At 38.7% G+C, this 23,778-nt stretch carries 24 protein-coding genes and 2 riboswitches; of the genes, 21 read left to right on the top strand and 3 right to left on the bottom strand.

Going from position 1 to position 23,778, the window contains the following annotated elements; translation table 11 throughout:
* Positions 1-29 precede the first annotated feature (29 nt).
* Complete coding sequence (locus tag ACFQRG_RS15365; protein WP_380967585.1) at positions 30-383, top strand: SCP2 sterol-binding domain-containing protein; 354 nt, start codon at positions 30-32, stop codon at positions 381-383.
* Here the strand turns inward: ACFQRG_RS15365 and ACFQRG_RS15360 are convergent.
* The gene (locus ACFQRG_RS15360; protein WP_380967583.1) at positions 369-788 is read right to left on the bottom strand and encodes a TlpA disulfide reductase family protein; all 420 of its coding nucleotides are present in this window, start codon (positions 786-788) and stop codon (positions 369-371) included. The genes ACFQRG_RS15365 and ACFQRG_RS15360 overlap by 15 nt on opposite strands.
* 252 nt (positions 789-1,040) lie before the next feature.
* Positions 1,041-1,153, top strand: a riboswitch (SAM riboswitch).
* Between the two features lie 72 nt (positions 1,154-1,225).
* Here ACFQRG_RS15360 and ACFQRG_RS15355 point away from each other — a divergent pair.
* The 12 genes from ACFQRG_RS15355 (at position 1,226) to ACFQRG_RS15300 (ending at position 11,930) form a co-directional block, all read left to right on the top strand.
* Positions 1,226-2,227: a homoserine dehydrogenase gene (locus tag ACFQRG_RS15355; RefSeq protein ID WP_380967581.1), complete on the top strand. Its 1,002-nt coding sequence runs from the start codon at positions 1,226-1,228 to the stop codon at positions 2,225-2,227.
* Between the two features lie 51 nt (positions 2,228-2,278).
* A riboswitch (SAM riboswitch) is annotated at positions 2,279-2,407 on the top strand.
* 79 nt (positions 2,408-2,486) lie between these two features.
* The gene (locus ACFQRG_RS15350; protein ID WP_380967579.1) at positions 2,487-3,527 is read left to right on the top strand and encodes a methionine ABC transporter ATP-binding protein; all 1,041 of its coding nucleotides are present in this window, start codon (positions 2,487-2,489) and stop codon (positions 3,525-3,527) included.
* Positions 3,505-4,173, top strand: coding sequence for a methionine ABC transporter permease (locus ACFQRG_RS15345; protein WP_380967577.1), 669 nt, complete (start codon positions 3,505-3,507; stop codon positions 4,171-4,173). Before ACFQRG_RS15350 ends, ACFQRG_RS15345 begins: the two co-directional genes overlap by 23 nt.
* Positions 4,174-4,184: 11 nt before the next feature.
* Entirely contained in the window at positions 4,185-5,003 is an 819-nt protein-coding gene (locus ACFQRG_RS15340; protein ID WP_380967575.1) for a MetQ/NlpA family ABC transporter substrate-binding protein, read from the top strand.
* A gap of 119 nt (positions 5,004-5,122) precedes the next feature.
* On the top strand, positions 5,123-5,449 hold the full coding sequence (locus ACFQRG_RS15335; RefSeq protein ID WP_380968019.1) for a carboxymuconolactone decarboxylase family protein: 327 nt from the start codon (positions 5,123-5,125) through the stop codon (positions 5,447-5,449).
* Between the two features lie 228 nt (positions 5,450-5,677).
* Positions 5,678-5,821, top strand: coding sequence for a YuzK family famiily protein (locus ACFQRG_RS15330; RefSeq protein WP_380967572.1), 144 nt, complete (start codon positions 5,678-5,680; stop codon positions 5,819-5,821).
* 185 nt (positions 5,822-6,006) lie between these two features.
* The gene (gene sufC / locus ACFQRG_RS15325) at positions 6,007-6,792 is read left to right on the top strand and encodes a Fe-S cluster assembly ATPase SufC (RefSeq protein WP_380967571.1); all 786 of its coding nucleotides are present in this window, start codon (positions 6,007-6,009) and stop codon (positions 6,790-6,792) included.
* 61 nt (positions 6,793-6,853) lie between these two features.
* A complete protein-coding gene (gene sufD / locus ACFQRG_RS15320; protein ID WP_380967569.1) occupies positions 6,854-8,164 on the top strand; it encodes a Fe-S cluster assembly protein SufD in 1,311 nt (436 codons plus the stop codon).
* Positions 8,164-9,387: a cysteine desulfurase gene (locus ACFQRG_RS15315; RefSeq protein ID WP_380968017.1), complete on the top strand. Its 1,224-nt coding sequence runs from the start codon at positions 8,164-8,166 to the stop codon at positions 9,385-9,387. The genes sufD and ACFQRG_RS15315 overlap by 1 nt, the downstream gene beginning before the upstream one ends.
* Positions 9,374-9,817: a Fe-S cluster assembly sulfur transfer protein SufU gene (gene sufU, locus ACFQRG_RS15310; RefSeq protein ID WP_380967563.1), complete on the top strand. Its 444-nt coding sequence runs from the start codon at positions 9,374-9,376 to the stop codon at positions 9,815-9,817. The genes ACFQRG_RS15315 and sufU overlap by 14 nt, the downstream gene beginning before the upstream one ends.
* 82 nt (positions 9,818-9,899) lie before the next feature.
* Positions 9,900-11,297: a Fe-S cluster assembly protein SufB gene (gene sufB / locus ACFQRG_RS15305; RefSeq protein ID WP_380967561.1), complete on the top strand. Its 1,398-nt coding sequence runs from the start codon at positions 9,900-9,902 to the stop codon at positions 11,295-11,297.
* 204 nt (positions 11,298-11,501) lie between these two features.
* Positions 11,502-11,930, top strand: a complete 429-nt coding sequence (locus tag ACFQRG_RS15300; RefSeq protein ID WP_380967559.1) for a universal stress protein — start codon at positions 11,502-11,504, stop codon at positions 11,928-11,930.
* Between the two features lie 158 nt (positions 11,931-12,088).
* Here the strand turns inward: ACFQRG_RS15300 and ACFQRG_RS15295 are convergent, their stop codons facing one another.
* Together ACFQRG_RS15295 and ACFQRG_RS15290 are read right to left on the bottom strand one after the other, a co-directional pair.
* Positions 12,089-12,952, bottom strand: a complete 864-nt coding sequence (locus ACFQRG_RS15295; protein ID WP_380967557.1) for an STAS domain-containing protein — start codon at positions 12,950-12,952, stop codon at positions 12,089-12,091.
* A 218-nt stretch (positions 12,953-13,170) separates the two neighbouring features.
* The gene (locus tag ACFQRG_RS15290) at positions 13,171-14,316 is read right to left on the bottom strand and encodes an IscS subfamily cysteine desulfurase (RefSeq protein ID WP_380967555.1); all 1,146 of its coding nucleotides are present in this window, start codon (positions 14,314-14,316) and stop codon (positions 13,171-13,173) included.
* Positions 14,317-14,410: 94 nt separating this feature from the next.
* Between ACFQRG_RS15290 and nadB the strand changes: the two genes are divergently transcribed.
* From nadB to yunB, 8 genes are all read left to right on the top strand, one after another.
* Positions 14,411-15,952, top strand: a complete 1,542-nt coding sequence (gene nadB, locus ACFQRG_RS15285; protein WP_380967553.1) for an L-aspartate oxidase — start codon at positions 14,411-14,413, stop codon at positions 15,950-15,952.
* Positions 15,939-16,793, top strand: a complete 855-nt coding sequence (gene nadC / locus ACFQRG_RS15280) for a carboxylating nicotinate-nucleotide diphosphorylase (protein ID WP_380967551.1) — start codon at positions 15,939-15,941, stop codon at positions 16,791-16,793. Before nadB ends, nadC begins: the two co-directional genes overlap by 14 nt.
* Positions 16,780-17,880 (top strand): quinolinate synthase NadA, encoded by a 1,101-nt coding sequence (gene nadA / locus ACFQRG_RS15275; RefSeq protein WP_380967549.1) that lies wholly within the window; start codon positions 16,780-16,782, stop codon positions 17,878-17,880. Before nadC ends, nadA begins: the two co-directional genes overlap by 14 nt.
* Before the next feature lie 216 nt (positions 17,881-18,096).
* On the top strand, positions 18,097-18,909 hold the full coding sequence (locus ACFQRG_RS15270; RefSeq protein ID WP_380967548.1) for a YoaK family protein: 813 nt from the start codon (positions 18,097-18,099) through the stop codon (positions 18,907-18,909).
* Between the two features lie 542 nt (positions 18,910-19,451).
* On the top strand, positions 19,452-20,897 hold the full coding sequence (locus ACFQRG_RS15265; RefSeq protein ID WP_380967545.1) for an MDR family MFS transporter: 1,446 nt from the start codon (positions 19,452-19,454) through the stop codon (positions 20,895-20,897).
* Positions 20,898-21,139: 242 nt separating this feature from the next.
* On the top strand, positions 21,140-22,531 hold the full coding sequence (locus ACFQRG_RS15260) for a bifunctional metallophosphatase/5'-nucleotidase (RefSeq protein ID WP_380967542.1): 1,392 nt from the start codon (positions 21,140-21,142) through the stop codon (positions 22,529-22,531).
* A 49-nt stretch (positions 22,532-22,580) separates the two neighbouring features.
* Complete coding sequence (locus tag ACFQRG_RS15255) at positions 22,581-22,883, top strand: YunC family protein (RefSeq protein WP_380967540.1); 303 nt, start codon at positions 22,581-22,583, stop codon at positions 22,881-22,883.
* A 69-nt stretch (positions 22,884-22,952) separates the two neighbouring features.
* Positions 22,953-23,750, top strand: coding sequence for a sporulation protein YunB (gene yunB / locus ACFQRG_RS15250; RefSeq protein ID WP_380967538.1), 798 nt, complete (start codon positions 22,953-22,955; stop codon positions 23,748-23,750).
* Positions 23,751-23,778: the final 28 nt, after the last annotated feature.

Genomic DNA, 23,778 nt, shown 5'->3' with positions numbered 1-23,778 from the left:
ATGCTCCGATCTTGGTTAAGAGGTGAAAGATGATGTTAAAAGAAACATCCGAAAACTTCGTCCAAACACTTTTGCAAAAGCCTGTATTACAGCCATTATATAAAAATAGAAGTTTTATTTTGCAATTGGACGATAAAAAAGAGACGGTTTGGATATCGTTTTGCAATGGGGAATGCGAATTATTGGATGAGCACCCTGATAATATTGATGTCTATGTTTCAGGCGAGGAAAATCAAATAGTTGCCCTTATTAACGGTTCTGAGAGATTAATGGTTTTGGAAAAAGAAGGGCGCTTAAGAATTGATGGATTAGAGCGCCACTTACTTGTCTTAGAATCACTTTTTTTGTTGACAGGAGATGCTTCGCGTTCACTTCATTACTGAACTTAATGCTTCTATAATGTCGTAAAATGATGATTTGTCACCAAAGGTATGTATGATTTGATGCTGCTGATCCATGATAACGGTTGTAGGTACACTGGAACAATTATAGGCATCATAAGTCTTTGTTCCCTCATCAAGAAGTATCGGAAAAGGGAGTTCATGTTCACGGGCAAATTGGGGACCGTCTTTTTCCGTACCTTCCCTTCCCGTAACATTAACGGTTAAGAAAGCTAATTCATCTTTATTCAATGATTGATAAAATTCGACTTTTTTAGGCAGATCTTTCTGACAATCAGGACACCATGATACCCAAAATGTAATCATAACAGGTTTGCCTTCGAAATCGGAAAGTTTAACTTTTTCTTGTGTCTGTAAATCGGTTAATTCAAAATTTGGTGCTTTCAATTTTTTAAGCCCCTTTCCATAGTTAAATCTTAAAAATTCTTTCTATGGAAAGTATAGCTTTACCAATTACATAAGTCCAGTTGACACTAAGTTAACTGGGTGATACTATATTGTTAATATTTATTATACTTTCTGAATGTTTAAATCAACTAAAGGTTGAAAGTAAAGTGCGGCTATGCAGTTGACTGTGCTTAAAGCTTGGCACCAGCCAAGTCCTATTTAACTGATAATTTTAAATTTGAATAAAGTTTTCTCTTATCCAGAGAGGCGGAGGGAAAGGCCCGATGAAGCCCGGCAACCTCCAAGCAATTGCTTGGAAAGGTGCTAATTCCTGCAGGAGTTTAAATACTCCTAAAAGATAAGAGCGGTGATAAACCCCTCTTATCGGAGGGGTTTTTTTAATACTTGAAAAACTAAATATACTTAGGAGTGGTGAAATGACAATTAATGTTGCTTTACTTGGATTAGGAACGGTTGGTCAAGGTGTTTACGAAACAGTTATTAGTCATCAAGAGGAACTGTATAAAGCTATTGGTGAAGCTGTCAGGATACCTGTCATTTTAATTAAAGATTCCTGTAAAAATAGAAAAATAAATGGCGGCGTTGAAGTGACAACAGATTTTAACGAGGTATTAAAACACCCTGTTGATGTCGTTATAGAGGCAATTGGCGGTTGTGAGCCTGCCTATAATTATCTAAGGAAATCTCTGGAAAGTAAGCTGCCTGTCATTACAGCGAACAAGGAGCTATTGGCTAAAAAGGGTAAGGAATTAAAGAAAATAGCCGATGATCATCAAACACAACTTGCTTTCGAAGCGTCAGTTGCGGGAAGTATCCCAATTCTGCATATGATTAAAGACTATCTTAAGGTAAACCGTATACAAAGAGTGGAAGCCATTTTGAATGGGACGTCTAATTTTATTTTAACGACGATGCGGGAGAAGATTCAGTCATTCGAACAATCGCTTGCGGAGGCCCAGCGGCTGGGTTATGCGGAAGCTGATCCTTCTAATGATGTTTTAGGCTGGGACGCTTTCTATAAAACAATGATCATCAGCGACCTTATTTACAATGAGCAGCCTGATTGGAATGATGTTGTCCGAAAGGGAATCGATCAAGTGACACAGGAAGATATTCTTGCCGCTGAAGAGAGCAAAGAAAAAGTCAAATTAATTGCTGCCTTATCACGATCATCTAATGGACAAATCGAAGCCAGCGTTGAACCGTTAAGAATCAAGCCGGATCATCCCCTTTACGCCATTGAGGGTGTTAATAACGCTGTAAGGGTTAAAACTGATTTGGCCGAAGATTTAGTTTTAAGCGGTCCGGGGGCGGGAGCATTGCCGACTGCAAGTGCTATTATTGAAGATTTCGTTGCGCTTTTCAAAAATAATAAAAGTATAAAGAATAATGATCCTGTGCCTTTAGGAGGGTATTGACAGAGCTTTACCCTAGTGCTAATATACTAATATCTTAAAAACTTTAAAAATCTCTTATCAAGAGAGGTGGAGGGACTGGCCCGATGAAGCCCGGCAACCACCCGGCTCTCAATTAGCTATAGCTAATTGAATGACGGGTAAGGTGCCAATTCCTGCAAGCAGCGGCTTGACAGATAAGAGGGAGAAGCGTACGAATACTTATCTCTCTATCTGTCCAGGTAGAGAGATTTTTTATTTTAGTAGGGTAAGGGGTGACAACATGATTAAACTCAATAACATTAAGAAATCTTATCATTCAAAAAAAGGTGCCGTCGAAGCGCTTAGCGGCATTGATTTAGACATAAAACAAGGCGAGATTTTTGGCATTATTGGCTATAGCGGCGCTGGTAAAAGCACTCTAATCCGATTAATCAATATGCTGGAAACACCTACTGCAGGCAGTCTCATTGTTGACGGCAAAGAAATGTCCAGCTTATCAAAAAATAAATTGCGTGAGGCAAGAAAAGACATCGGTATGATCTTTCAACATTTTAATCTGCTATGGTCGAGAACTGTAAAAGGCAACATCTCATTTCCGCTTGAAGTAGCTGGTGTCAAAAAAGCCGAAAGAAAAAAGAGAGTACAAGAGTTAATTAAGATTGTCGGCTTAGAAGGGCGTGAAAACGCCTATCCGTCACAATTAAGCGGCGGACAGAAACAGCGTGTCGGCATTGCAAGAGCCTTGGCCAATAATCCTAAAGTATTGCTTTGTGATGAAGCAACGTCTGCACTGGACCCGAAAACGACAAATGCGATACTGGATTTACTCGTTGATATTAATAAAAAGCTGGGATTAACGATTGTTATGATTACTCATGAAATGCACGTGGTTAAAAAGATTTGTCACAAAGTAGCGGTTCTTGATAAAGGGCAGATTGTCGAGGAAGGTAATGTTTTAGATGTCTTCCAACAACCCAAAATGGCGATCACAAAAGAATTTGTTAAACAAGTGACACAAAATGATGAAGCAGAGGAAGCTGTTGATTTTGTAAAACAAGCTCATCCATCGGGTACCATTGTTAAATTATCCTTTAAAGGGGATTCAGCCAATCGGCCGGTTGTTAACGAGCTATTTCAGCAGCAGCTTGTTGAAATAAATATTTTAGAAGGTAATATTTCACAAACACAAAACGGGGCGTTTGGAACTTTAACCCTTCTTATTGATGGCGCAACGCACGAAGTAAAAAGAGCAATAGATTTTATTGAAAACCAAGGAGTTGGAGTTGAGGTGATACAAGATGCTGCACAGCTTATTTCCTAACGCTGATTGGAACGAGATTTGGCAAGCCATATTACAAACGCTCTATATGACTGTCATTTCAGTTGTAGCTACAGTCATTTTAGGAATTATTTTAGGATTGTTATTATTTGTAACAGCAAAAGGCAATATGTTTGAAAATAAAATCATATATAAGTGTGTTTCAACAATAGTCAATATTTTCCGTTCCATTCCGTTTATTATCCTTATTATATTGTTGATCCCGATAACGACATTATTAGTCGGCACCATGTTAGGTTCAACGGCAGCACTTCCAGCTCTTATTGTTGGTTCTGCGCCATTTTACGCACGTTTAGTTGAGATAGGACTCCGGGAAATCGATAAAGGTGTCATTGAAGCCGCACAAGCTATGGGAGCAAGCAAATGGCAAATTATCTGGAAAGTGTTATTACCCGAATCATTGCCTGCATTATCTTCAGGAATAACAGTCACAGCAATTGCTCTTGTTGGTTTTACAGCAATGGCTGGAGTCATAGGTGCAGGCGGCTTAGGGACGCTCGCTTATAACGAAGGTTACGAGCGCGGAAATAATGATGTCACTATACTCTCAACAATTTTTATTCTTATTATTGTCTTTATTTTACAATTTATAGGGGATTTTATTACAAAAAAATTAGATAAAAGATAGGGGAAGAAAAAATGAAGAAGATATTCGCACTAGTCATTAGCCTAAGTTTAGTATTTCTTTTAGCTGCATGCGGCGCTAGTAAAGATGGAAAAGGCGGTAAAACTACAACGTTGACAGTAGGTGCTACACCTGTCCCTCATGCCGAAATTCTTGAGAAAGCAAAGCCAATATTGGCAAAACAAGGTGTTAATCTTAAGATTGTTAAGTTCCAAGATTATGTAACGCCAAATAAAGCATTAGCATCTGGAGATATTGACGCCAACTATTTCCAAACCGTTCCATATTTAAAAGTACAAGAAAAGAAAAACCATTATGACTTTAAGGATGTAGGAAACATTCATGTTGAACCGATTGGTATTTACTCAAAAAAATATAAAAGCTTAAAACAGCTGCCAAAAGGCGCTACAATTATTATGAGTAATTCCGTTTCTGATGAACCGAGGATGCTGTTGCTGCTTCAAAAAGCGGGGCTCATCAAATTGAAAAATGGCGGCAATATTAACTCAAGAATTGATGACATCACTTCTAACCCAAAACATTTAAAAATAGAAGCAAAATATGATGCAGCTATGCTTCCGAAAATTTATAAAAACGGTGAAGGGGACGCTTTGCTCATTAATACAAACTACGCATTAGATGCTGGCCTCAATCCGAAAAAAGATGCCATCGCTATGGAAAATGATAAATCTCCATACGCTAATGCGGTCGTTGTCAGAGCTAAAGATCAAAATAATCCTGCTGTTAAAAAGCTGGTAAAAGTTTTACATTCAAAAGAAATTCAAGATTTTATTAATAAGAAGTATAAAGGCGCGGTAGTTCCTGTTAAATAACATTAAAGTATCGAATGAATCAATTGTGTTCTTGACATACTAAAACTGAACTTCCATAGAAGAGAGGTATTAATGTGGAAAAAGAACACGTTTCTGCGAATGTCACTGAACAAATTCTTATGGATTATAAGACGGGGCTTCATGAATTTGAGCAGAAGATGCCCCATATTGCTGATAAATATAATGAATTTACCGCAGCCTGTTTTAAAGAAGGAGAACTTGACCAAAAGCAAAAACAATTAATTGCCCTTGGCATAAGTATCTACTCACAAGATGAGTACTGCATTGTTTATCATACGAAAGGCTGTATGGATCAAGGGTGTACTGAAAAAGAAATTCTTGAAACGATTGGCGTAACAGCAGCTTTTGGCGGCGGGGCTGCAATCAGCCAGTCTGTGACTTTAGTTCAGGATACTTTGGATGAACTGAAACAAATGAAGCACTAGACAACATTGAAATACAGAGGAATATCCAGCTATTCTGCCCTTCCAGTTGGTGAAAGCCATAGATAAGGTGACAATATCAACTATTGTCTGAAATGTAGCAAATTCCACTTTGGTAGTTAATCTTATTTATGTTAACCTAACCTTTGTAAAACATTTTGAAAGGGATGGTTTATTATTAACACCCAAAGTCAAATCAGGCTTTTACACACCAGTGAAATGGAAAAAGCGATGCACCAATCTCATGGTATTGGATACGCTGAATATGAGAGAAGCTTAGAAAAAAGACTTGAAGTTGAAAAATCACGAGAAAAAGATTACCGTAAATGTAATATTATTGCCGCTGAGCAAGACCATAAATTAAGTCAGTCATAAAAATTATTAGGAAAACCAGTCCTTATGACTGGTTTTTCCCCTTATAAGGGGAAATTTTCTACATAAACATTATTTGAAATGTAATTGGATTTGATATAAGATTGTAATGAGAATAGATTGAGAATAAAACTCTACTTATTAATGTAGAAAAAGACAATTTATGATAAATAACTGGAGGTATGACCATGTCTGTACCAAACCTTAAAATCGACAATCTTCATGTTTCTATAGAAGATAAAGAAATAGTTAAAGGGTTTAATTTAGAAATTAACGGCGGGGAAATTCACGCGATTATGGGCCCTAACGGCACCGGTAAATCTACGCTTGCTTCAGCATTAATGGGGCATCCTAAATATGAGATTACAGAAGGTTCCGTAATGCTTGACGGTAAAGATGTTTTAGAAATGGAAGTTGACGAAAGGGCTCGCGCCGGCCTTTACTTAGCGATGCAATATCCAAGTGAAATCAGCGGTGTTACGAATGCCGATTTCTTAAGAACAGCGATTAATGCACGCCGCGGTGAAGGAAATGAAATTCCGCTCATGAAATTTATCAAACAACTTGATAAAAAAATGGATTTGCTTGATATTGACCAGGAATTCGCACAGCGTTATTTAAATGAAGGGTTCAGCGGCGGCGAGAAAAAACGCAACGAAATTCTTCAATTAATGATGCTTGAACCAAAGATCGCTATCCTTGACGAGATCGATTCAGGGCTTGATATTGATGCGCTTAAAGTTGTTGCAAAAGGCGTCAATGAAATGCGTTCCCCTGAATTTGGATGCTTAATTATTACTCACTACCAACGCTTATTGCAATATATTACACCGGACAAAGTCCATGTTATGATGCAAGGCCGTATTGTAAAATCAGGCGGACCTGAACTTGCACAACGCCTTGAGGATGAAGGTTATGACGGTCTGAAAGCAGAGCTTGGCATTGAGGACGAAGCAGAAGAACAAGAAGTTTAAGCCATCAGGCATTCAACATTAGAGCATTCAAGTGTGATCTTGATGAGGTAGGAGGAATAATATGTCAACGGAAATAACAGGGGTTCAATACGACTCGGAATATATCAAAAAGTTTTCCCAAGATCGTCATGAACCGGATTGGTTTACTGAGTTTCGTTTAAAAGGACTTCAATTGGCTGAAGGGCTTCCAATGCCAAAACCTGAAAAAACGAGAATTATTGGCTGGAATTTTACTGAATTTGAACATAAACCATCAGCAAGATCTATATCTTCGTTAGAAGACTTACCTGTAAATATTAAACAATTGGTCGGACAAGGTGAACAATCAGGAAACGTACTTATTCAACATAATGGAACGCCTGCTTATCGCGCTTTATCAAAAGAGCTGCAGGACAAAGGTGTCATATTCACTGATCTTGAAACAGCTCTTAAAGAACACGGCGATTTGATCAAAAAATATTATTTCACAGATGCAGTAAAAGCTGATGAAAACCGTTTAACTGCCCTTCATGCGGCGTTGGTTAACAGCGGAACATTCCTTTACGTTCCAAAAAATGTAGAGGTCAGTGTGCCAATACAAACAATCTATTGGCAGGAAGATCCGAATGCAGGCTTTATCAACCATGTCATTGTTGTAGCTGAACAAGGCAGCTCAGTCACTTATGTTGAAAACTATTTGTCAACTGAAGAGAGCGGAGCGCCTGTTGCCAATGTCGTTACCGAGGTTTTCGCAGGAGATAATGCTAAGGTTCAATTTGGTTCAGTTGATAACTTTTCAAAAGACATGACAAGCTATTTCAACCGCCGCGGTCATGTTGGAAACAACGGCACATTAGAATGGGCTCTTGGCCAAATGAATGACGGCAATACGATTTCTGAAAATCTGACCGATCTTGTTGGCGAAGCGTCAGTTGCTGATATTAAAGCGGTTAGTGTCGGACGCGGAGATCAAAAGCAAAACTTTGTTAACTACATCAGACATTTCGGCAAGCATTCAGAAAGCATGATGCTCATTCACGGTGTTCAAAAAGATTCCGCTAACTCTATTTTTAACGGGAAAACAAAAATTGAACATGGCGCTTCTAAGTCCGACGGCGAACAAACGCAACGCGTTCTTATGCTCAGTGACCAAGCGCGCGGCGATGCTAACCCGATTCTTTTGATTGAAGAGGACGATGTTGTCGCCGGTCACGCAGCATCAGTCGGCCGTGTTGACCCTGTACAGCTTTATTATCTTATGAGCAGGGGGATTACAAAGAAAGAAGCGCAACGACTGGTCATTCATGGCTTCTTAGCGCCAGTAGTTAATGAACTGCCAATCGAAGGGGTCAGAGCTCAATTAACTGAGGTTATCGAAAGGAAAGTTCAATGATGAACATTAAGGAAGTTCGTAAGCTTTTTCCAATTCTCGATCAAGAAGTCAACGGACACCCCCTCGTTTATTTAGACAGTGCCGCAACATCACAGAAGCCGCTGCCTGTGATTGAAGCAATAAGTAAATATTACCGTGAGTATAATTCCAATGTTCACCGAGGCGTGCACACATTAGGAACAAAAGCAACAGACGGCTATGAAGCAGCACGTGAAAAGGTACGGCGTTTTATCGGTGCAGCAAGTACGGAGGAAATTATTTTTACGCGCGGCACAACCACTTCACTTAACTTTGTCGCTTACAGCTATGGACGCGCTAATTTAAGTGAAGGTGATGAAATTGTTATTAATGCAGCGGAACATCATGCCAATTTAATTCCTTGGCAGCAAGTAGCCAAAGCTACAGGGGCAACATTAAAATATATTCCGATGCAGCCTGATGGCACCTTTAATTTGGATGATGTCAAAGAGGCTATTACTGATAACACAAAAATTGTTGCTATGGCACATGTATCAAATGTGCTTGGTACGATTAATCCTATAAAAGAGGTTGCTGATATCGCTCACCAACACCAGGCTGTCATGGTCGTTGATGGTGCGCAAAGTACACCTCACTTAGCAGTTAATGTTCAAGAGCTTGACGCTGATTTCTTTGCTCTTTCAGGCCATAAAATGCTTGGCCCTACCGGTATTGGCGTTTTATACGGGAAAAAGGCACTGCTTGAAGAGATGGAACCAGTTGAAACCGGCGGCGAGATGATCGACTATGTTGATTATTATGATGCATCATGGAAGGAACTCCCTTGGAAATTTGAAGCTGGTACACCAGTCATAGCCGGTGCGATCGGTTTAGGTGCCGCGATTGACTTTTTAAATGAAGTAGGTCTTGATGAAATCCATGCGCACGAAGAAGAACTTGCTAATTATGCTTTAAATGTATTATCTGAAATAGAAGGGTTAGAAATTTACGGACCAAAAGAGCGTGCCGGTCTGGTTACTTTCAATATCGACAGCGTCCATCCTCATGATGTGGCAACAGTGCTTGATACTGAAGGTATTGCAATTCGCGCCGGCCATCATTGCGCACAGCCTCTCATGAAATGGCTGGGCGTTAACGCTACAGCCAGAGCAAGTTTCTATCTCTATAATACGAAAGAAGACATTGACGCACTTGCCGCCGGATTAAAGAAAACAAAGGAGTATTTCGGTCATGTCTTTGAATAATTTAGATCAGTTATACCGCCAAGTGATTATGGATCATTATAAGAATCCGAGGAATCGCGGCGAAATGGATCAAGAAAATAAGCTCGTTGTAAATATGAATAATCCGACTTGCGGTGACCGTATTCAACTTCAGCTTCAAGTAGAAGATGAGAAAATTACAGACGCTAAATTTACTGGAGAAGGCTGCTCAATTAGCCAATCTTCCGCATCAATGATGACAGATGCTATTAAAGGCTTACCGGTCAAAGATGCACTCCATATGTCTGAAATCTTTTCCGACATGGTTCAAGGAAAGGATTATGATGAAGAAGACTTAGAACTAGGCGATGTTGAGGCACTGCAGGGCGTATGTAAATTTCCGGCAAGAATCAAATGTGCGACGTTGGCGTGGAAAGCAATGGAGAAAGCCTTAAATGAACAAAAGCACTAACAATCATGTATTGCTTAACTGATTGTGTTACAATGAACCTAATGTAAAGCAGACAGCGCCATTATATTAAGGAGGGTTTTCAATGGCCAAGAAAATGCCTGAAATTGGCGATTATAAATATGGCTTTAGAGATAAAGACGTCTCGGTTTACCGTACGGAACGCGGCTTGACCAAAGAAGTTGTTGAAGATATATCCAGACAGAAAAATGAACCGCAATGGATGCTTGACATCCGATTGAAGGCACTTGAACATTTTTACAGCAGACCAATGCCTCAATGGGGCGGTAATTTGAACGACCTTAATTTTGATGACATCACTTATTATGTGAAACCGTCTGAGAAATCCGGACGTTCATGGGATGAAGTGCCTGAAGAGATCAAACGTACTTTTGATAAGCTCGGTATTCCTGAAGCTGAGCAAAAATATCTTGCCGGTGTTTCTGCCCAATATGAATCCGAAGTTGTTTATCACAACATGAAAAAAGATCTTGAAGATATGGGCATTGTCTTTAAAGATACTGATTCTGCTCTAAAAGAAAATGAAGATCTGTTCAAGGAATATTTCGGAACTGTAATTCCTTATTCAGATAACAAGTTCGCAGCGCTTAATACAGCTGTATGGTCTGGCGGATCATTTATCTATGTTCCTAAAGGCGTGAAATGCGAAACGCCGTTGCAAGCTTATTTCCGTATTAACTCAGAAAATATGGGACAATTTGAACGGACATTAATCATCGTTGATGAGGGTGCATCTGTTCACTATGTAGAAGGCTGTACTGCACCGGTTTATACAACAAATTCACTGCACAGTGCTGTTGTAGAGATCATTATTAAGAAAGATGCTTATTGCCGTTATACAACCATTCAGAACTGGGCAAATAACGTTTATAACCTTGTAACAAAGCGTGCTGTTGCTTACGAAAATGCAACGATGGAATGGATCGACGGCAACATTGGTTCAAAATTAACAATGAAATATCCTGCCGTATTGCTTAAAGGCGAAGGCGCAAGAGGCAACACGTTGTCCATTGCCATCGCAGGCAAAGGACAAAACCAAGATGCCGGTGCAAAAATGATGCACTTGGCGCCAAATACGTCTTCGACAATTGTATCGAAGTCTATTTCCAAAAACGGCGGTAATGTCACTTACCGGGGTATTGTTCACTTTGGACGCAAAGCTTCAAACTCCCGCTCAAACGTTGAGTGTGACACGCTGATCATGGATAATGAATCCACTTCAGATACAATTCCATACAATGAAATTCTTAATGAAAATATTTCATTGGAACACGAAGCAAAAGTATCCAAAGTATCTGAAGAACAGCTCTTCTATCTCATGAGCCGCGGCGTTTCAGAGCAAGAAGCGACTGAAATGATCGTCATGGGATTCATTGAACCATTTACAAAAGAACTGCCAATGGAATATGCCGTTGAGATGAATCGTTTGATAAAATTCGAAATGGAAGGCAGCATTGGTTAATATTTGTAATTTCAATTTTAAGGCTGGGGAATTGTTCCCAGCCTTTTAATTTTTGGGTAAAATGCCTTTTTTATATTATTAATTTTCATTATAGTAATAATCTTTAAACCCACTTATAAAATAAAATATACATAAATAAAAAAACTCAATTTTATGAGCTTTACTCATAATTAATACCAGTTTATGGGAGGGGGGATGAACAAATTGAATAAATTGTTAATACCTATTGATGGATCTGAAGCAGTTGACCGTGCAATACAGATGGCAATTTCTATATGTAAAAAGCGTGAAGAAGAATGTCATATAACACTATTACACGTCGTATCCATAGAAAATTTTCCAAATGTCGGGGTGTCTGGTATTACTGCAAATGTTGATGAAGCTGTTAAAAAAGAAGGCAGGAAACTGTTAGAAAATGCCATTGGAAAAATTAATAACAAAGGCATAAAAATCGATGCAGTTCTTTTAGAGGGCTCTCCAAGGAATGCAATTTGTGAATATACTGACAAAAATAATTATGATCTTATTGTTATGGGGAATCGGGGAAAGGGTGCAATTAAAGAACTCTTTCTTGGCAGTGTCAGTAAAAAGGTTTTGGACGATACAAAATGTCCTGTGTTAATTGTTAAATAGTTTATTATTTATTTCTTATAAAACAGTTAAAATGAAAATACGGGGGTTTTTCCAGTTATTAATGCTGTAAAAAACAACCTGGTACTATCTCAATAAATAAGGGTCTGCTTTATTGAAATAGTACCTATTTTTTGTTAAAAAAATTTAAATTGTTAATTTTAATTTTGCGCTCTGACACGTCCATAACCTAAGACTTCTAAAGCTTGTTGTAAGTTCGACCGTATTGTTAGTTTATCTAAATTTATGTTTAAACCCACTGTTGTCATAGCTATTGCTGGGCTTATTCCTGTAACTATCGTTTTAATACCTAATATATTTAAGGCCTCTACTAATTGAAATATATGATTGGCAACCATGGTATCCACATAACTAACTCCCGAAAGGTCAAGTATTAATGAATGTAGGTTTAATTCTTTGGTTCGTTTTAAAGCTTCTTCAGATAATATTTTTGCTCTTCTTGTATCCAGTTCCCCTATTAAAGGCAAAATAGCAACACCTTCAAATATTGGAACAACAGGCACGGACAATTCTTGAAGAGAATCAAAAAATCTTTCGGACATTTCCTCGTGACTTTCCACATATGAAGAACTAAATCCGAAGGTAATATTATCAAGCAGTGTTCCTATGTTCAATGTCATTTTAGACATATCTTTGATTGTTATATTGGATATATGTTCTATTTCCTTTTCAATATATTCCCATATTGTTATCCTTAATACAGAAATACTTTGGATAACAAAATTCAAAAGTTGTCCTTTTTGAACCATATCATTTCCAAATTGTTTACTTAGATTAATGATTTTTTCCGCAGTATTATCCAAATTTTGGAGAAATCCTTCACCAATTATTTGGATAAAATTAGTGTAATTTTTTACAATACTTTGTTTATCGCCTTTTATTTCTGGAAAATTTAATTGATATAGTTTATAAGCCTGTTCAGCAATCATTGAGGCATTATCCATAATTTTTTTACCCAGTTCTGATTCAATAGATTTAGAATTTAAATTTAAATCTTCAATCATGAACATTGGCCCCCCCTTTTAATAAATCATGTGAATAATAACATAATAACTATTTAATATTAATACATTATTATTTGAAAAAGTAGTGTTTATTTAGTAAAAAATAATGATCAGGTTAATTTTCAGGCAAAGAGGGGGAGGGTTAATTAAGCGAGCTCATTTATTCATGAACCCGCGTTTTATTTGAATATGAATAAGCACACCCTTTTACAACTCTATCATTTTACTTGAAAACTATATTCCTCAATCACTTCCTTAATAATATCAAAGGCTTTATGAACAGTATTATTATCCGTATCATGACCAAAAGATAGACGGATAAGCTCTCTTGCTTCATCCTTCTTACGGCCCATCGCTAATAAAGTTTTCGAAGGTTCTTGATGTCCGATTTGACAAGCTGATCCTGTTGAAATAGCTAAACCTTTTTGATTGGCAGACAGCATGACAAGCTGGCCTTCTAATCCTTTAATTCTTAAGGCTAGCACATAAGGTAAAGTGCTGGACGGATCACTTTCAATCGCGATGGGATAACTGCTGTTTTTAATTAAATCAATAAATTTATTTCGAATAGCATCCATCAGCTTGTACGATTCATCCATAATCTTTATGCGTTCAGAAGCTGCTGCTGTAAAAGCCCCGATCCCTGGAAGGTTAATAGTACCGGGGCGCAGTCCGCCTTCGTGTACAGTGCCTGGTATAAGCGGGTTTATAGAGGCGGATGGCGAGATATAACAAGCACCGACGCCTTTAGGGCCGTATACTTTATGGCTGGATACAGATAGACTGGTGATGTGTGCCTTTTTTACATCTGTTTTTATTTTGCCAAAGCTTTGTACTGCATCACAATGAAACATGACCCCTTTTTTATTTAATATATCCCCGATGGTTTCAATATCCTGAACGGCACCGGTTTCTCCGCTGGCATGCTGAATCGCAGCGAGTACCGTATCATTCCGAATACTTTTTTCCAATACATCAGGTGATAATATGCCCTTGTCATTTAGAGGCAGGTATGTCACTTCATAACCATCCTCATGTTCGAGTTTGTTTAATAGATTTAGTATTGATGAGTGTTCACTTTTGATAGATAAAATGTGTTTCCCTTTATGCTTAGAGCCTTTTAGCAGGCTTGAAATGGCAAGTATATTACTTTCAGTTCCGCCGCTTGTAAAGTAAAGTCCTTTAGGTTCAGCCGCTATCATACCTGCGACTTCCGCTCTGCACTTTTCTAAAATACCCTTAGCGGTTGTTCCGCTGTCATGAAGACTTTCAGTATTGGCAAATACTTCTGCTGCTAATTTCGTGTAAACGTCCAGTGCTTGTTTTGACATTGGCGTTGATGCGGCATAGTCAAGATAAATCATCGGGTACCCTCCAAAAATTAGGTCTTGATAATAGTTTAATAATATGTAAAGATAGGTGTCAAGACACATGATTTTACATTAAGGGGTCCTGATCATGAAAACATACCGTACTGACACACTCATTGTCGGAGGCGGATTATCGGCGTTGGTAGCCGCTTATCAACTCAACGCGCACCATCATGTGATATTAATCACAAAGTGCGGAGAGAGGGACAGTAACTCTTATATGGCTCAAGGGGGCATTGCGGCGACTGCGCCTGCAGACGATGATTGGAAAGCCCATCTTGATGATACGCTAAAAGGCGGACATCATTACAATGATTTAGAATCTACTAAATATATGATCAAGCAAAGCGCTTCAATTATTGATTGGTTAATATCATTGGGTGCACCTTTCGATCGTGATGATTCAGGTGCTGTTCATTTAACGAGGGAAGGCGGTCATCGCATAAGCCGTATTTTACACGCAGGCGGGGATGCGACGGGTGCACATCTTGTTAATCATATGCTCGGATTATTAAAGGACAGTGTTGAAACTCATACAAATACACAAGCGATGGATCTTCTTATAGACGGCGGGCGCTGCATAGGATTATGGGCGCGCGATGAACACGATGAAATGGTGATGTATCTTGCCAATCAAGTGATTATAGCAACCGGCGGTTCCGGACAAGTTTACTCTCCGACGACAAATAATGCTTCTGTTACCGGTGATGGATTGGCAATGGCCTATCGTGCCGGGGCGGCTCTCGTTGACATGGAATTTGTTCAATTTCACCCGACACTGCTTTCAAAAGATGGGCAAACTTTTGGTCTTGTTTCGGAAGCCGTAAGAGGTGAGGGTGCAAAGCTGGTAAATCAAAAAGGTCAGCAAATGATGGCAGGTGTTCATGAATTAGCAGACTTGGCGCCGAGAGATATTGTTGCCAAAACGTTATATAAAGCAAAAATGGCCGGCGATGATATTTATTTAGATATCACGTCAGTCAAAAATTTTGAATTACGTTTTCCTACCATTACAAAGTTATGTCATCAAGCAGGTGTTGATTTATCAACAGGTTTGATTCCGGTAAGCCCTGGTGCACATTTTCTTATGGGCGGTATTAGAACTGACCTATACGGAAGAACGAATATTGAAGGGCTTTATGCTTGCGGTGAAGCAGCTTGTACGGGCGTTCACGGCGCTAACCGCTTGGCCAGTCATTCACTCTTGGAAGGTGTTACATTTGCTCTTAATGTTGCGGAAACAATACGGAAGCAGCCAATCGTTCAAACACCAGAAATCCCTCGAATGATCGAGTGCTATACAGAGATTGATTGTCCGGAGAAAACAACCATTCAACAGTTAATGTTCCAAAATGCCGGTATCATTCGAAGTAAAGAAAGCTTGGAAGAACTCATTTGCTGGCTTGAGAATCTTTTACCTGAAGAGTTGAATACGATGACTTGTCAGCCTTCAAAAGAAGCGATGGAGAAGATTAACCTTTTAACTGTCGGCTGGCTGATCGCCACTTCAGCATTAAAACGGACAGAAAGCCGGGGCAGTCATTTTCGAAGCGACTATCCAGAAAAAAATGACTCAGAATGGTTAGAACAAAAAATAGTAAGGGAGCGAAGACTCGTTGAATCCTATTAAACTAAAAATGATGCTTCAGGAATTTTTTAACGAAGATATTGGCAGCGGAGATGTGACAAGTCTATCTATCTTTGAACCAAGTGATGTTACCGAAGGGGTTTTAACAGCGAAAACATCAGGGGTCGTTTCCGGAGTTTCTGTATTAAGAGAGGGCTATCGCTTATTGAGCAACGATATCATTGTGGAACCGCTTGTCGGTGACGGTGATTTTGTTGAAGCGGGTCAGGATTTGGCAGTCGTTAACGGCCCTGTACAATCTGTTTTAACGGGTGAGCGTGTATTATTAAATTTATTTCAAAGAATGAGCGGGATTGCAACGACAACTTATGAAGCGGTGCAAAGATTAAACAGTTCAACGACTAAGATTTGCGACACGAGAAAAACAACACCGGGGCTTAGAATGCTTGAGAAATATGCGGTCAAATGCGGCGGCGGTCATAATCATCGCATCGGGTTGTATGACGGTGTCATGATTAAAGATAATCATATTGCTTTTTGCGGCAGCATTAAAAAGGCAGTCGATCGTGCACGGCAAAATGCCGGACATATGGTGAAAATCGAAGTGGAAACTGAATCAAAAGAACAGGTGCTTGAAGCGGTTGAAGCAGGGGCTGATGTCATTATGTTTGATAACAGGAAGCCCGAGGAAATTGCATCGTTTGTCGATTTAGTTCCTGATCATATCACAACTGAAGCGTCAGGCGGCATCCAATTAGAGGATCTTCCACTATACCGCCATACGGGTGTCGATTATATATCGCTTGGATTTTTAACCCATTCTTACCGTGCCATGGATATCAGTTTTAATCTTAAAGAAGGTGTAAAAAGTGAGTGTTATTGATTTCATTCAATCGCAAACAGGAATGCCTGAAGAATATAAAAATCTTTCTGTACCGGAAATGGAAAAAAGAGTGAAACGAATTAAAGAGGAATTCGGTTCAAGGTTATTCATGCCGGGGCACCATTACCAAAAAGAAGAAGTCATCCAGTTTGCTGATGCTACTGGTGATTCGCTCGAACTTGCCAAAATTTCCGCACAAAATACACAGGCTGAATATATTGTTTTTTGCGGTGTTCATTTTATGGCTGAAACAGCGGATATTTTAACTGGGCCATCGCAAAAAGTCATTCTTCCTGACATGCGCGCCGGCTGTTCAATGGCAGATATGGCAAATCTGCACCAATTAGAACGGGCGTGGGAAGAACTTCAGCACGTTTTTGGAGATACTATCATTCCATTAACATATGTTAACTCAACGGCTGAAATCAAGGCGTTTTGCGGAAAGCACGGCGGGGCAACGGTTACTTCTTCTAATGCGAAAAAAATGTTGCAATGGGCTTTTAAGAAAAAGCAGCGGATTCTTTTCTTGCCTGATCAGCATTTAGGGAGAAATACCGGGGCAGATTTGGGTATTCCTCTGGAAAACATGGTCGTATGGGATCCGATTCAGAACAATTTTGAAGGGGATTATCGTAAGGAAACGTCAATGATTTTATGGAAAGGCCATTGCTCGGTTCATGAAAAATTCACGGTGGAAAATATTAATCAATGCCGTAAAGATGACCCTGAGATAAAAGTCATTGTCCATCCGGAATGCTCGTATGAAGTTGTTCAGGAGGCTGATGATGCCGGGTCGACAAGACATATTATTGAAACTATCAAAAGCGCCGAAAGCGGCAGTCATTGGGCAATTGGAACAGAAATGAATCTTGTTCAGCGGTTGATCAACCAGCATCCTGATAAAATGATCCGTTCATTAAATCCTTATATGTGCCCTTGTCTGACGATGAACAGAATTGATTTACCGCATTTATTATGGTCGCTTGAAAAGGTTGCTGAAGGTGATCCGGTAAATATTATTTCAGTAGACTCAGGGATTGCCCGTGATGCAAAGTCGGCAATCGGTCGGATGTGGCAATCAAGTTAATATAAAATGGGTGATTTCTTATCTGGAAATCATCCATTTTTTTATATAAAAAAGTGTAACGAAGCTGCAAACCTAAGTGCAATTGGAAGTTGATCAGATAAAAATATTAGATTTTTTGAAGTTATTAATTTGATATTATTATCATAAGTAATGAAATGGATAAATAATGATATTTTGAATGATTTGAGGATCAATAGATTCAGGAGGTGACGAAAAATGCAGAAATCATCTCTTCAGCATACAACTTCAGCCCAAAAGGAAAAAAAGAATCAATATCATTATAAATTATTGTTTCTCTTTCTATTATCAGCTGCAGGCGGATGTGTTGATGCCCTGAGTTATCTTGGATTAGGGGAAGTCTTTACGGCTAATATGACAGGCAATACGGTATTTTTAGGTGTTAAATTAGTTTATGGCGATATTCATTCAGCATTTCTTTCCGGCCTCTCGCTTGTCGGATTTTTTACCGGGTTGTCAATTGCTTTCATGATGACTGAAGGAAAACAAGGGGAACTATTTCAGTCACAATGCATGATAAAGGCAGCTGTATTGGAAGAGGGGCTTCTGGCAGCTCTGGCCGTCTTTGTACAATTAACAAATGGTGCCCCCGGCAATTGGGTCTCACTTTTAGTATTTATAGCCTCTGCAGCAATGGGGATTCAGAGTACAATGACCCGCCGTATCAATTTGCGGGGGGTTGCGACAACGTATATTACGGGTATGATGGTAGCCGCTGTTGAAGGGATTCTTAAAAACGTATTGTCTTCCCGAAGACGCAAGGCAACTGATGACAATCAAGCTGCGGAAACAAAGGAAAACTGGGGATTTCAACTGTCATCATGGGTTATTTATCTCATTGGAGGGGTCATTGGCGGCTGGTTCACCTTACATCATCAAAAATATTTTGGCTGGACAGCTGTTGTTATTATAGGTCTGGCTATGATTGTGATGCTAATCTATCGTTTTGATAAAAGAATGATAGATAAGTTAACACAAAGTAAAGGTTCCGGAAAGAATGTATCTGGTTAATGCACAAAAGCGGTATATAGACAGGAATACTTTGAATTTAATGATGGATGTTCAACAACTCGGGGTTGTATTAATTATTTTAATTCACGACAAAAAATGCCTTGACTAATGCTTGAGCTTTTGTTTAATATATAATTATTAAAAATCGGAAGGGTGAAAAAAGTACATGATTTATTAATCCTATTTTAAAGAAAAACATTCGTTATAAGTTACGATATGATTTCTGAATGGGATTAATCTGTACTTTTTTATTTAGGTAAGCCCGAAATATGGATAAGTGACGTTCTAACTTTTCCTATTCAGAAATTCTATGTCTTTTTAAGGATGACTTTTTCTGAATAGGATTAGTGTAATGTACGGATATAGCCAATAAGGAATCCTTCGGGACCGGTATGAAGATTCTTGTTAGCTGTATATGCTCATTGCCTCCTATTCAGAAATGATTAGGAGGTTTTTTTATGCTTAAAATCACCTTTAATTTACAGGCAAAATAATGAATTTTAGATATGTGTTCTAATATTTAGCGAAATTGGAGGAACTATATGGAAGCTAAAATAAATTCAAAAGCGATTTTAATTACGTTTATGATAGGCGCATTCTTTGCGGTTTTAAACGAAACCTTGCTTAATATTGCTCTGACAGACTTAATGAAGGTATTTCACGTCGATGCGCCGACAATCCAATGGTTAGCGACTGGATTTATGCTTGTCATGGGTGTTTTAATGCCTATTTCCGCATTATTAATTCAATCGTTTACAACAAGACAAATGTTTATTGGTGTTATGATTGTTTTTTTACTTGGGACAATTATTGCTGCTTGTGCAGTGAATTTTCCGATGCTTTTAACAGGCCGCATGATTCAAGCGGTTGGCACGGGTCTATTAATACCTGTGATTATGAATGCTCTGTTATTGATTTATCCCACAGAAGTTCGCGGCAAGATTATGGGTACCTTTGGGCTGGTCATTATGTTTGCGCCTGCCATCGGGCCGACATTATCAGGGGTTATCGTTGATACATTAGGTTGGCGTTGGCTGTTCCTGATCGTGATTCCATTTGCATTATTTTCGATTCTGTTTGCTTTAAAATATTTGCAAAATGTTGGAGAGGTAACAAAGCCAAAAGTGGATGTAATTTCTATAATTCTCTCTACAATCGGGATCGGCGGCATCGTTTATGGCTTCAGCAGTGCGGGTGAAAATGGGAAAGGATTTTTATCAATAACCATTCTATCAATCATATTGATCAGTTTGCTCAGCCTGTTGTTATTTGTTCTTCGCCAATTAAAGCTGGATGAACCGCTGTTGGATGTTCGCGTGTTTAAATATAAAAGGTACGCTCAAGGAGTTATCCTTTTTGTTTTTGTTGTTATGGCGATGTTTGCTTCTGAAATCGTGATGCCAATGTATTTACAGGGACCGCTTGGATACTCTGCAAAAACAGCAGGACTGCTGCTTTTACCGGGCGCTTTACTAAACGGTTTAATGTCGCCGGTTATGGGCAGTTTATTTGATAAGTACGGCCCAAGAAAATTAATCATCCCCGGTACAATTGTGATGATTGGTGTCACGATATTCTTTTGCAATATCAATCCGTCTATGCCGATATGGTCATTTATCATAGTGTATATTGTTCTGATGCTTTCCATTTCAGCAATCCTAATGCCGGCTCAAACCAATGGATTAAATGAATTACCGGAAAATTTATATCCTCATGGAACGGCAATTGCTAATACATTACAGCCGGTTGCAGGCGCATTTGGTGTTTCAATCTTTGTAAGTATTATGACGCAAGGCAGGAATAATTTTTTAGGAGAACAACATGGTTCTATAACACAACAAATAATAAATGAAGCCATGACTTACGGGGTGCATCATGCTTATTGGTTTGCATTAGTTTTAAGTATTATATCCTTTTTTATTGTTTTATTTATTAAAAAAGCTGTGGTTTCGGATTCTGGAAAAGGTAAAGCGGGATCTTTTGATTAAAAGCTGCAGCATCTAAATGTTTGATTGAAAAGAGCCGCATTTTCAACTGGAAAATGCGGCTCGAAAATATGGTATGGATATTTTTGTGAATATACATACATACCATTCCTTTAACGATCTATCAAAGTCAGTTTAACTTGACAGCTTTACATAAAAAAACGGTAAAATAATATTATTGAGCTTTATTAAAGACTTAAATTAACATGTTACAATGTACGCTACGTACGTGGGAGGCAATTCTTTTGATAAAACTCCATCTCTACCATACAAATGATATTCACAGCCATTTTGAGCATTGGCCGCAGATCATCCACTACTTTAAAAATCAAATTAAACAATGTGAGCATGATAGTGAACCGTATCTTTTATTTGACCTTGGAGACCATATGGACCGGGTTCATCCTTTAACAGAAGGGACTATGGGAAAAGGGAATGTCTCTTTACTTAATCATGCGGGCTACGACTTTGTGACGATCGGTAATAATGAGGGCATTACTTTTACAAGAGATAACATTAATAAAGCCTACGATGTTCGTGAGTTTGATGTGATATTAGCTAACTTATTTACCGGCGATGGCAATCGTCCAAAGTGGTGCAAACCCTATGCATTTCACAAAATAAACGATATCACAATTGGTATAACTGGTATTACCGCACCTTTTAAACCCTTTTATGAGCCATTAGGATGGGATATAAAAGATCCCGGGGAGGTCCTTCCCGGCATTATTGAACAGGTAAAAAAGGAAGCAGATATTGTCATACTTTTGTCTCATGGCGGTTTAAAATTTGATCAAGATACAGCAAAAACTATAGAAGGCATTAATGTTATATTAGGTGCTCATACCCATCATATACTTGAAGATGGGTTAAATGTCAATTCAACACTCATCTGCCAAACAGGTAAATTTGGCAGTTATGCTGGACATGTTGTCTTGACCTATGATGAAAATACAAAAGAAATTGTTGATAAAAAAGCCAGAGTTATCACAATGGATGATGATATCAAAGGCGATCCGGAGACGGCTGATTTATTAGAGTCATTAACTCAGAAAGGAATAAAGCAGCTGCAAACGCCGGTTACTCATTTGGAACAATCTCTTACAACCTCCTGGTTCAATGAAAGTCCTTTATCGAACCTTTTGGCTGACGCATTAAGACAATGGTGTCAGGCGGATATTGGCATGGTGAACGCAGGGGCAATCCTTGACCATCTTGAAGCCGGATTAGTCACAAGGGCGGATCTGCATAGAATTTGCCCCCATCCAATTAATCCATGTAAGGTTTTTCTTACAGGTCTTGAAATTTTAGAAGTTATTAAGAAGGGATTAGACCCTGCATTTCAGGAATTAGAACTTAAAGGATTTGGTTTTAGAGGAAAAATGATCGGCAAATTAATTTTTAGCCATTTAACATATGAAGTTGATAAGCTTGGGGCAGCATCAGTGGTTAATAATGTCCAAATTAATGGAGACCTTATTGATCTTGAGCGGACTTATCAGGTGGCAACAATAGATATGTTTACTTTTGGGCGGTTATTGCCGCCAATTAAAGAGGCTGAACATAAGAAATTTTATTTACCTGAAATGTTGAGAGACATATTAGCTTGGAAGCTAAAAAATAATCATAGGTTATAAGCACATTTTTTATATCCTTCCATAAGCTGTTTGTGGAAGGAGTGATCGAATGGTTGAATTAAAGCCAATTATGATTTTTGAAAAGCCATATACTGCAGTAACGGTTAAATTGCCGCAAACAAATTTAATGGCCATTTATAACGATAAAGGATACATTATGTGCGGCGCGCTTGATGTCGCGCTATTAAATGAGAAGTTAGCTGACCGCAATATTATTGCAGGCCGAGCTGTTGGCGTCAGAACGCTTGAACAGCTGCTCGATGCACCTTTAGAATCAGTTACAATCGGAGCTGAAAGGTTAGGTATTATGAAAGGGATGTCAGGCCGCGAAGCGTTATTAAAAATGACATAAAAAGGATTTAAAAAAAGCTTTTACATCCCCCTTTACAAGCATATACATGCTTATAAAGGGGGATGAGTGATGTTCAAACCCATGCGGCGACGAAGGTCGGTTGCCTTACGGAATGCTTTTGTTCTTACAATGGTTATGTTCATCATTTTTACAATGGGCGGGTTCTGGTTTATTAATAAGCAGGTGTCGCCTACTCTTATAGAAATTGCCAAAAACGAAGCAGCTCAAATTGAAACTTATGCAATTAATTATGGCGTTGGAAAACAGCCGATTAAAAATTTAGAAACTAATGATGATATTAAAAGCGTTATCGATCCTAAAAAATTGATTATTATTCAATATAATGATAAAAAAGAGGTCACTAATGTCAGTTATAATACGGCGGAAATTAACCGGCTTAAAGCAGAAGTTACCGATCGGGTTCAAACGTTTTTACGGATGGCTGAGGATGGGGAGATTACAATTCAAAATGGAAAACTCATACATAAAAAAACAAAACAAGGGATTGTAGCAGAAATTCCGTTGGGGCAAGCAAGTGAAAACGCATTACTGACCAATTTAAGTCCCAGAATACCTGTAAAATTGGATGTCCTTGGCAACGTTAATGTTGATGCAAAAAGCAAACAGGTTGTAACAGGTATTAACAATACTTATATTCGTATATATTTAACGATAAAAGTTAATGTTAACGTCATCCTGCCATTTGCTGCTTCAAACCAGCCGATTGAACAGACGATCCCAATTGCTGAGCAATTCATTCCGGGACAGGTGCCATATTATTATAACCAGGGCAGCGGCGGAAGCGGCAATGATGTGACGATTCCAATGTCTCCTAAAAACAATAAAAGTCCGAAAACGGGAAAATAAATAGCATGGAAATATGAAGAGAGGAATT

The sequence above is a fragment of the Scopulibacillus cellulosilyticus genome (assembly GCF_042665295.1).
In the GTDB taxonomy this organism is placed as follows: domain Bacteria; phylum Bacillota; class Bacilli; order Bacillales; family Sporolactobacillaceae; genus Scopulibacillus_A; species Scopulibacillus_A cellulosilyticus.
Note: the sequence above shows the minus strand (reverse complement) of the source record. Positions and strands in the feature narration are given on the sequence as shown.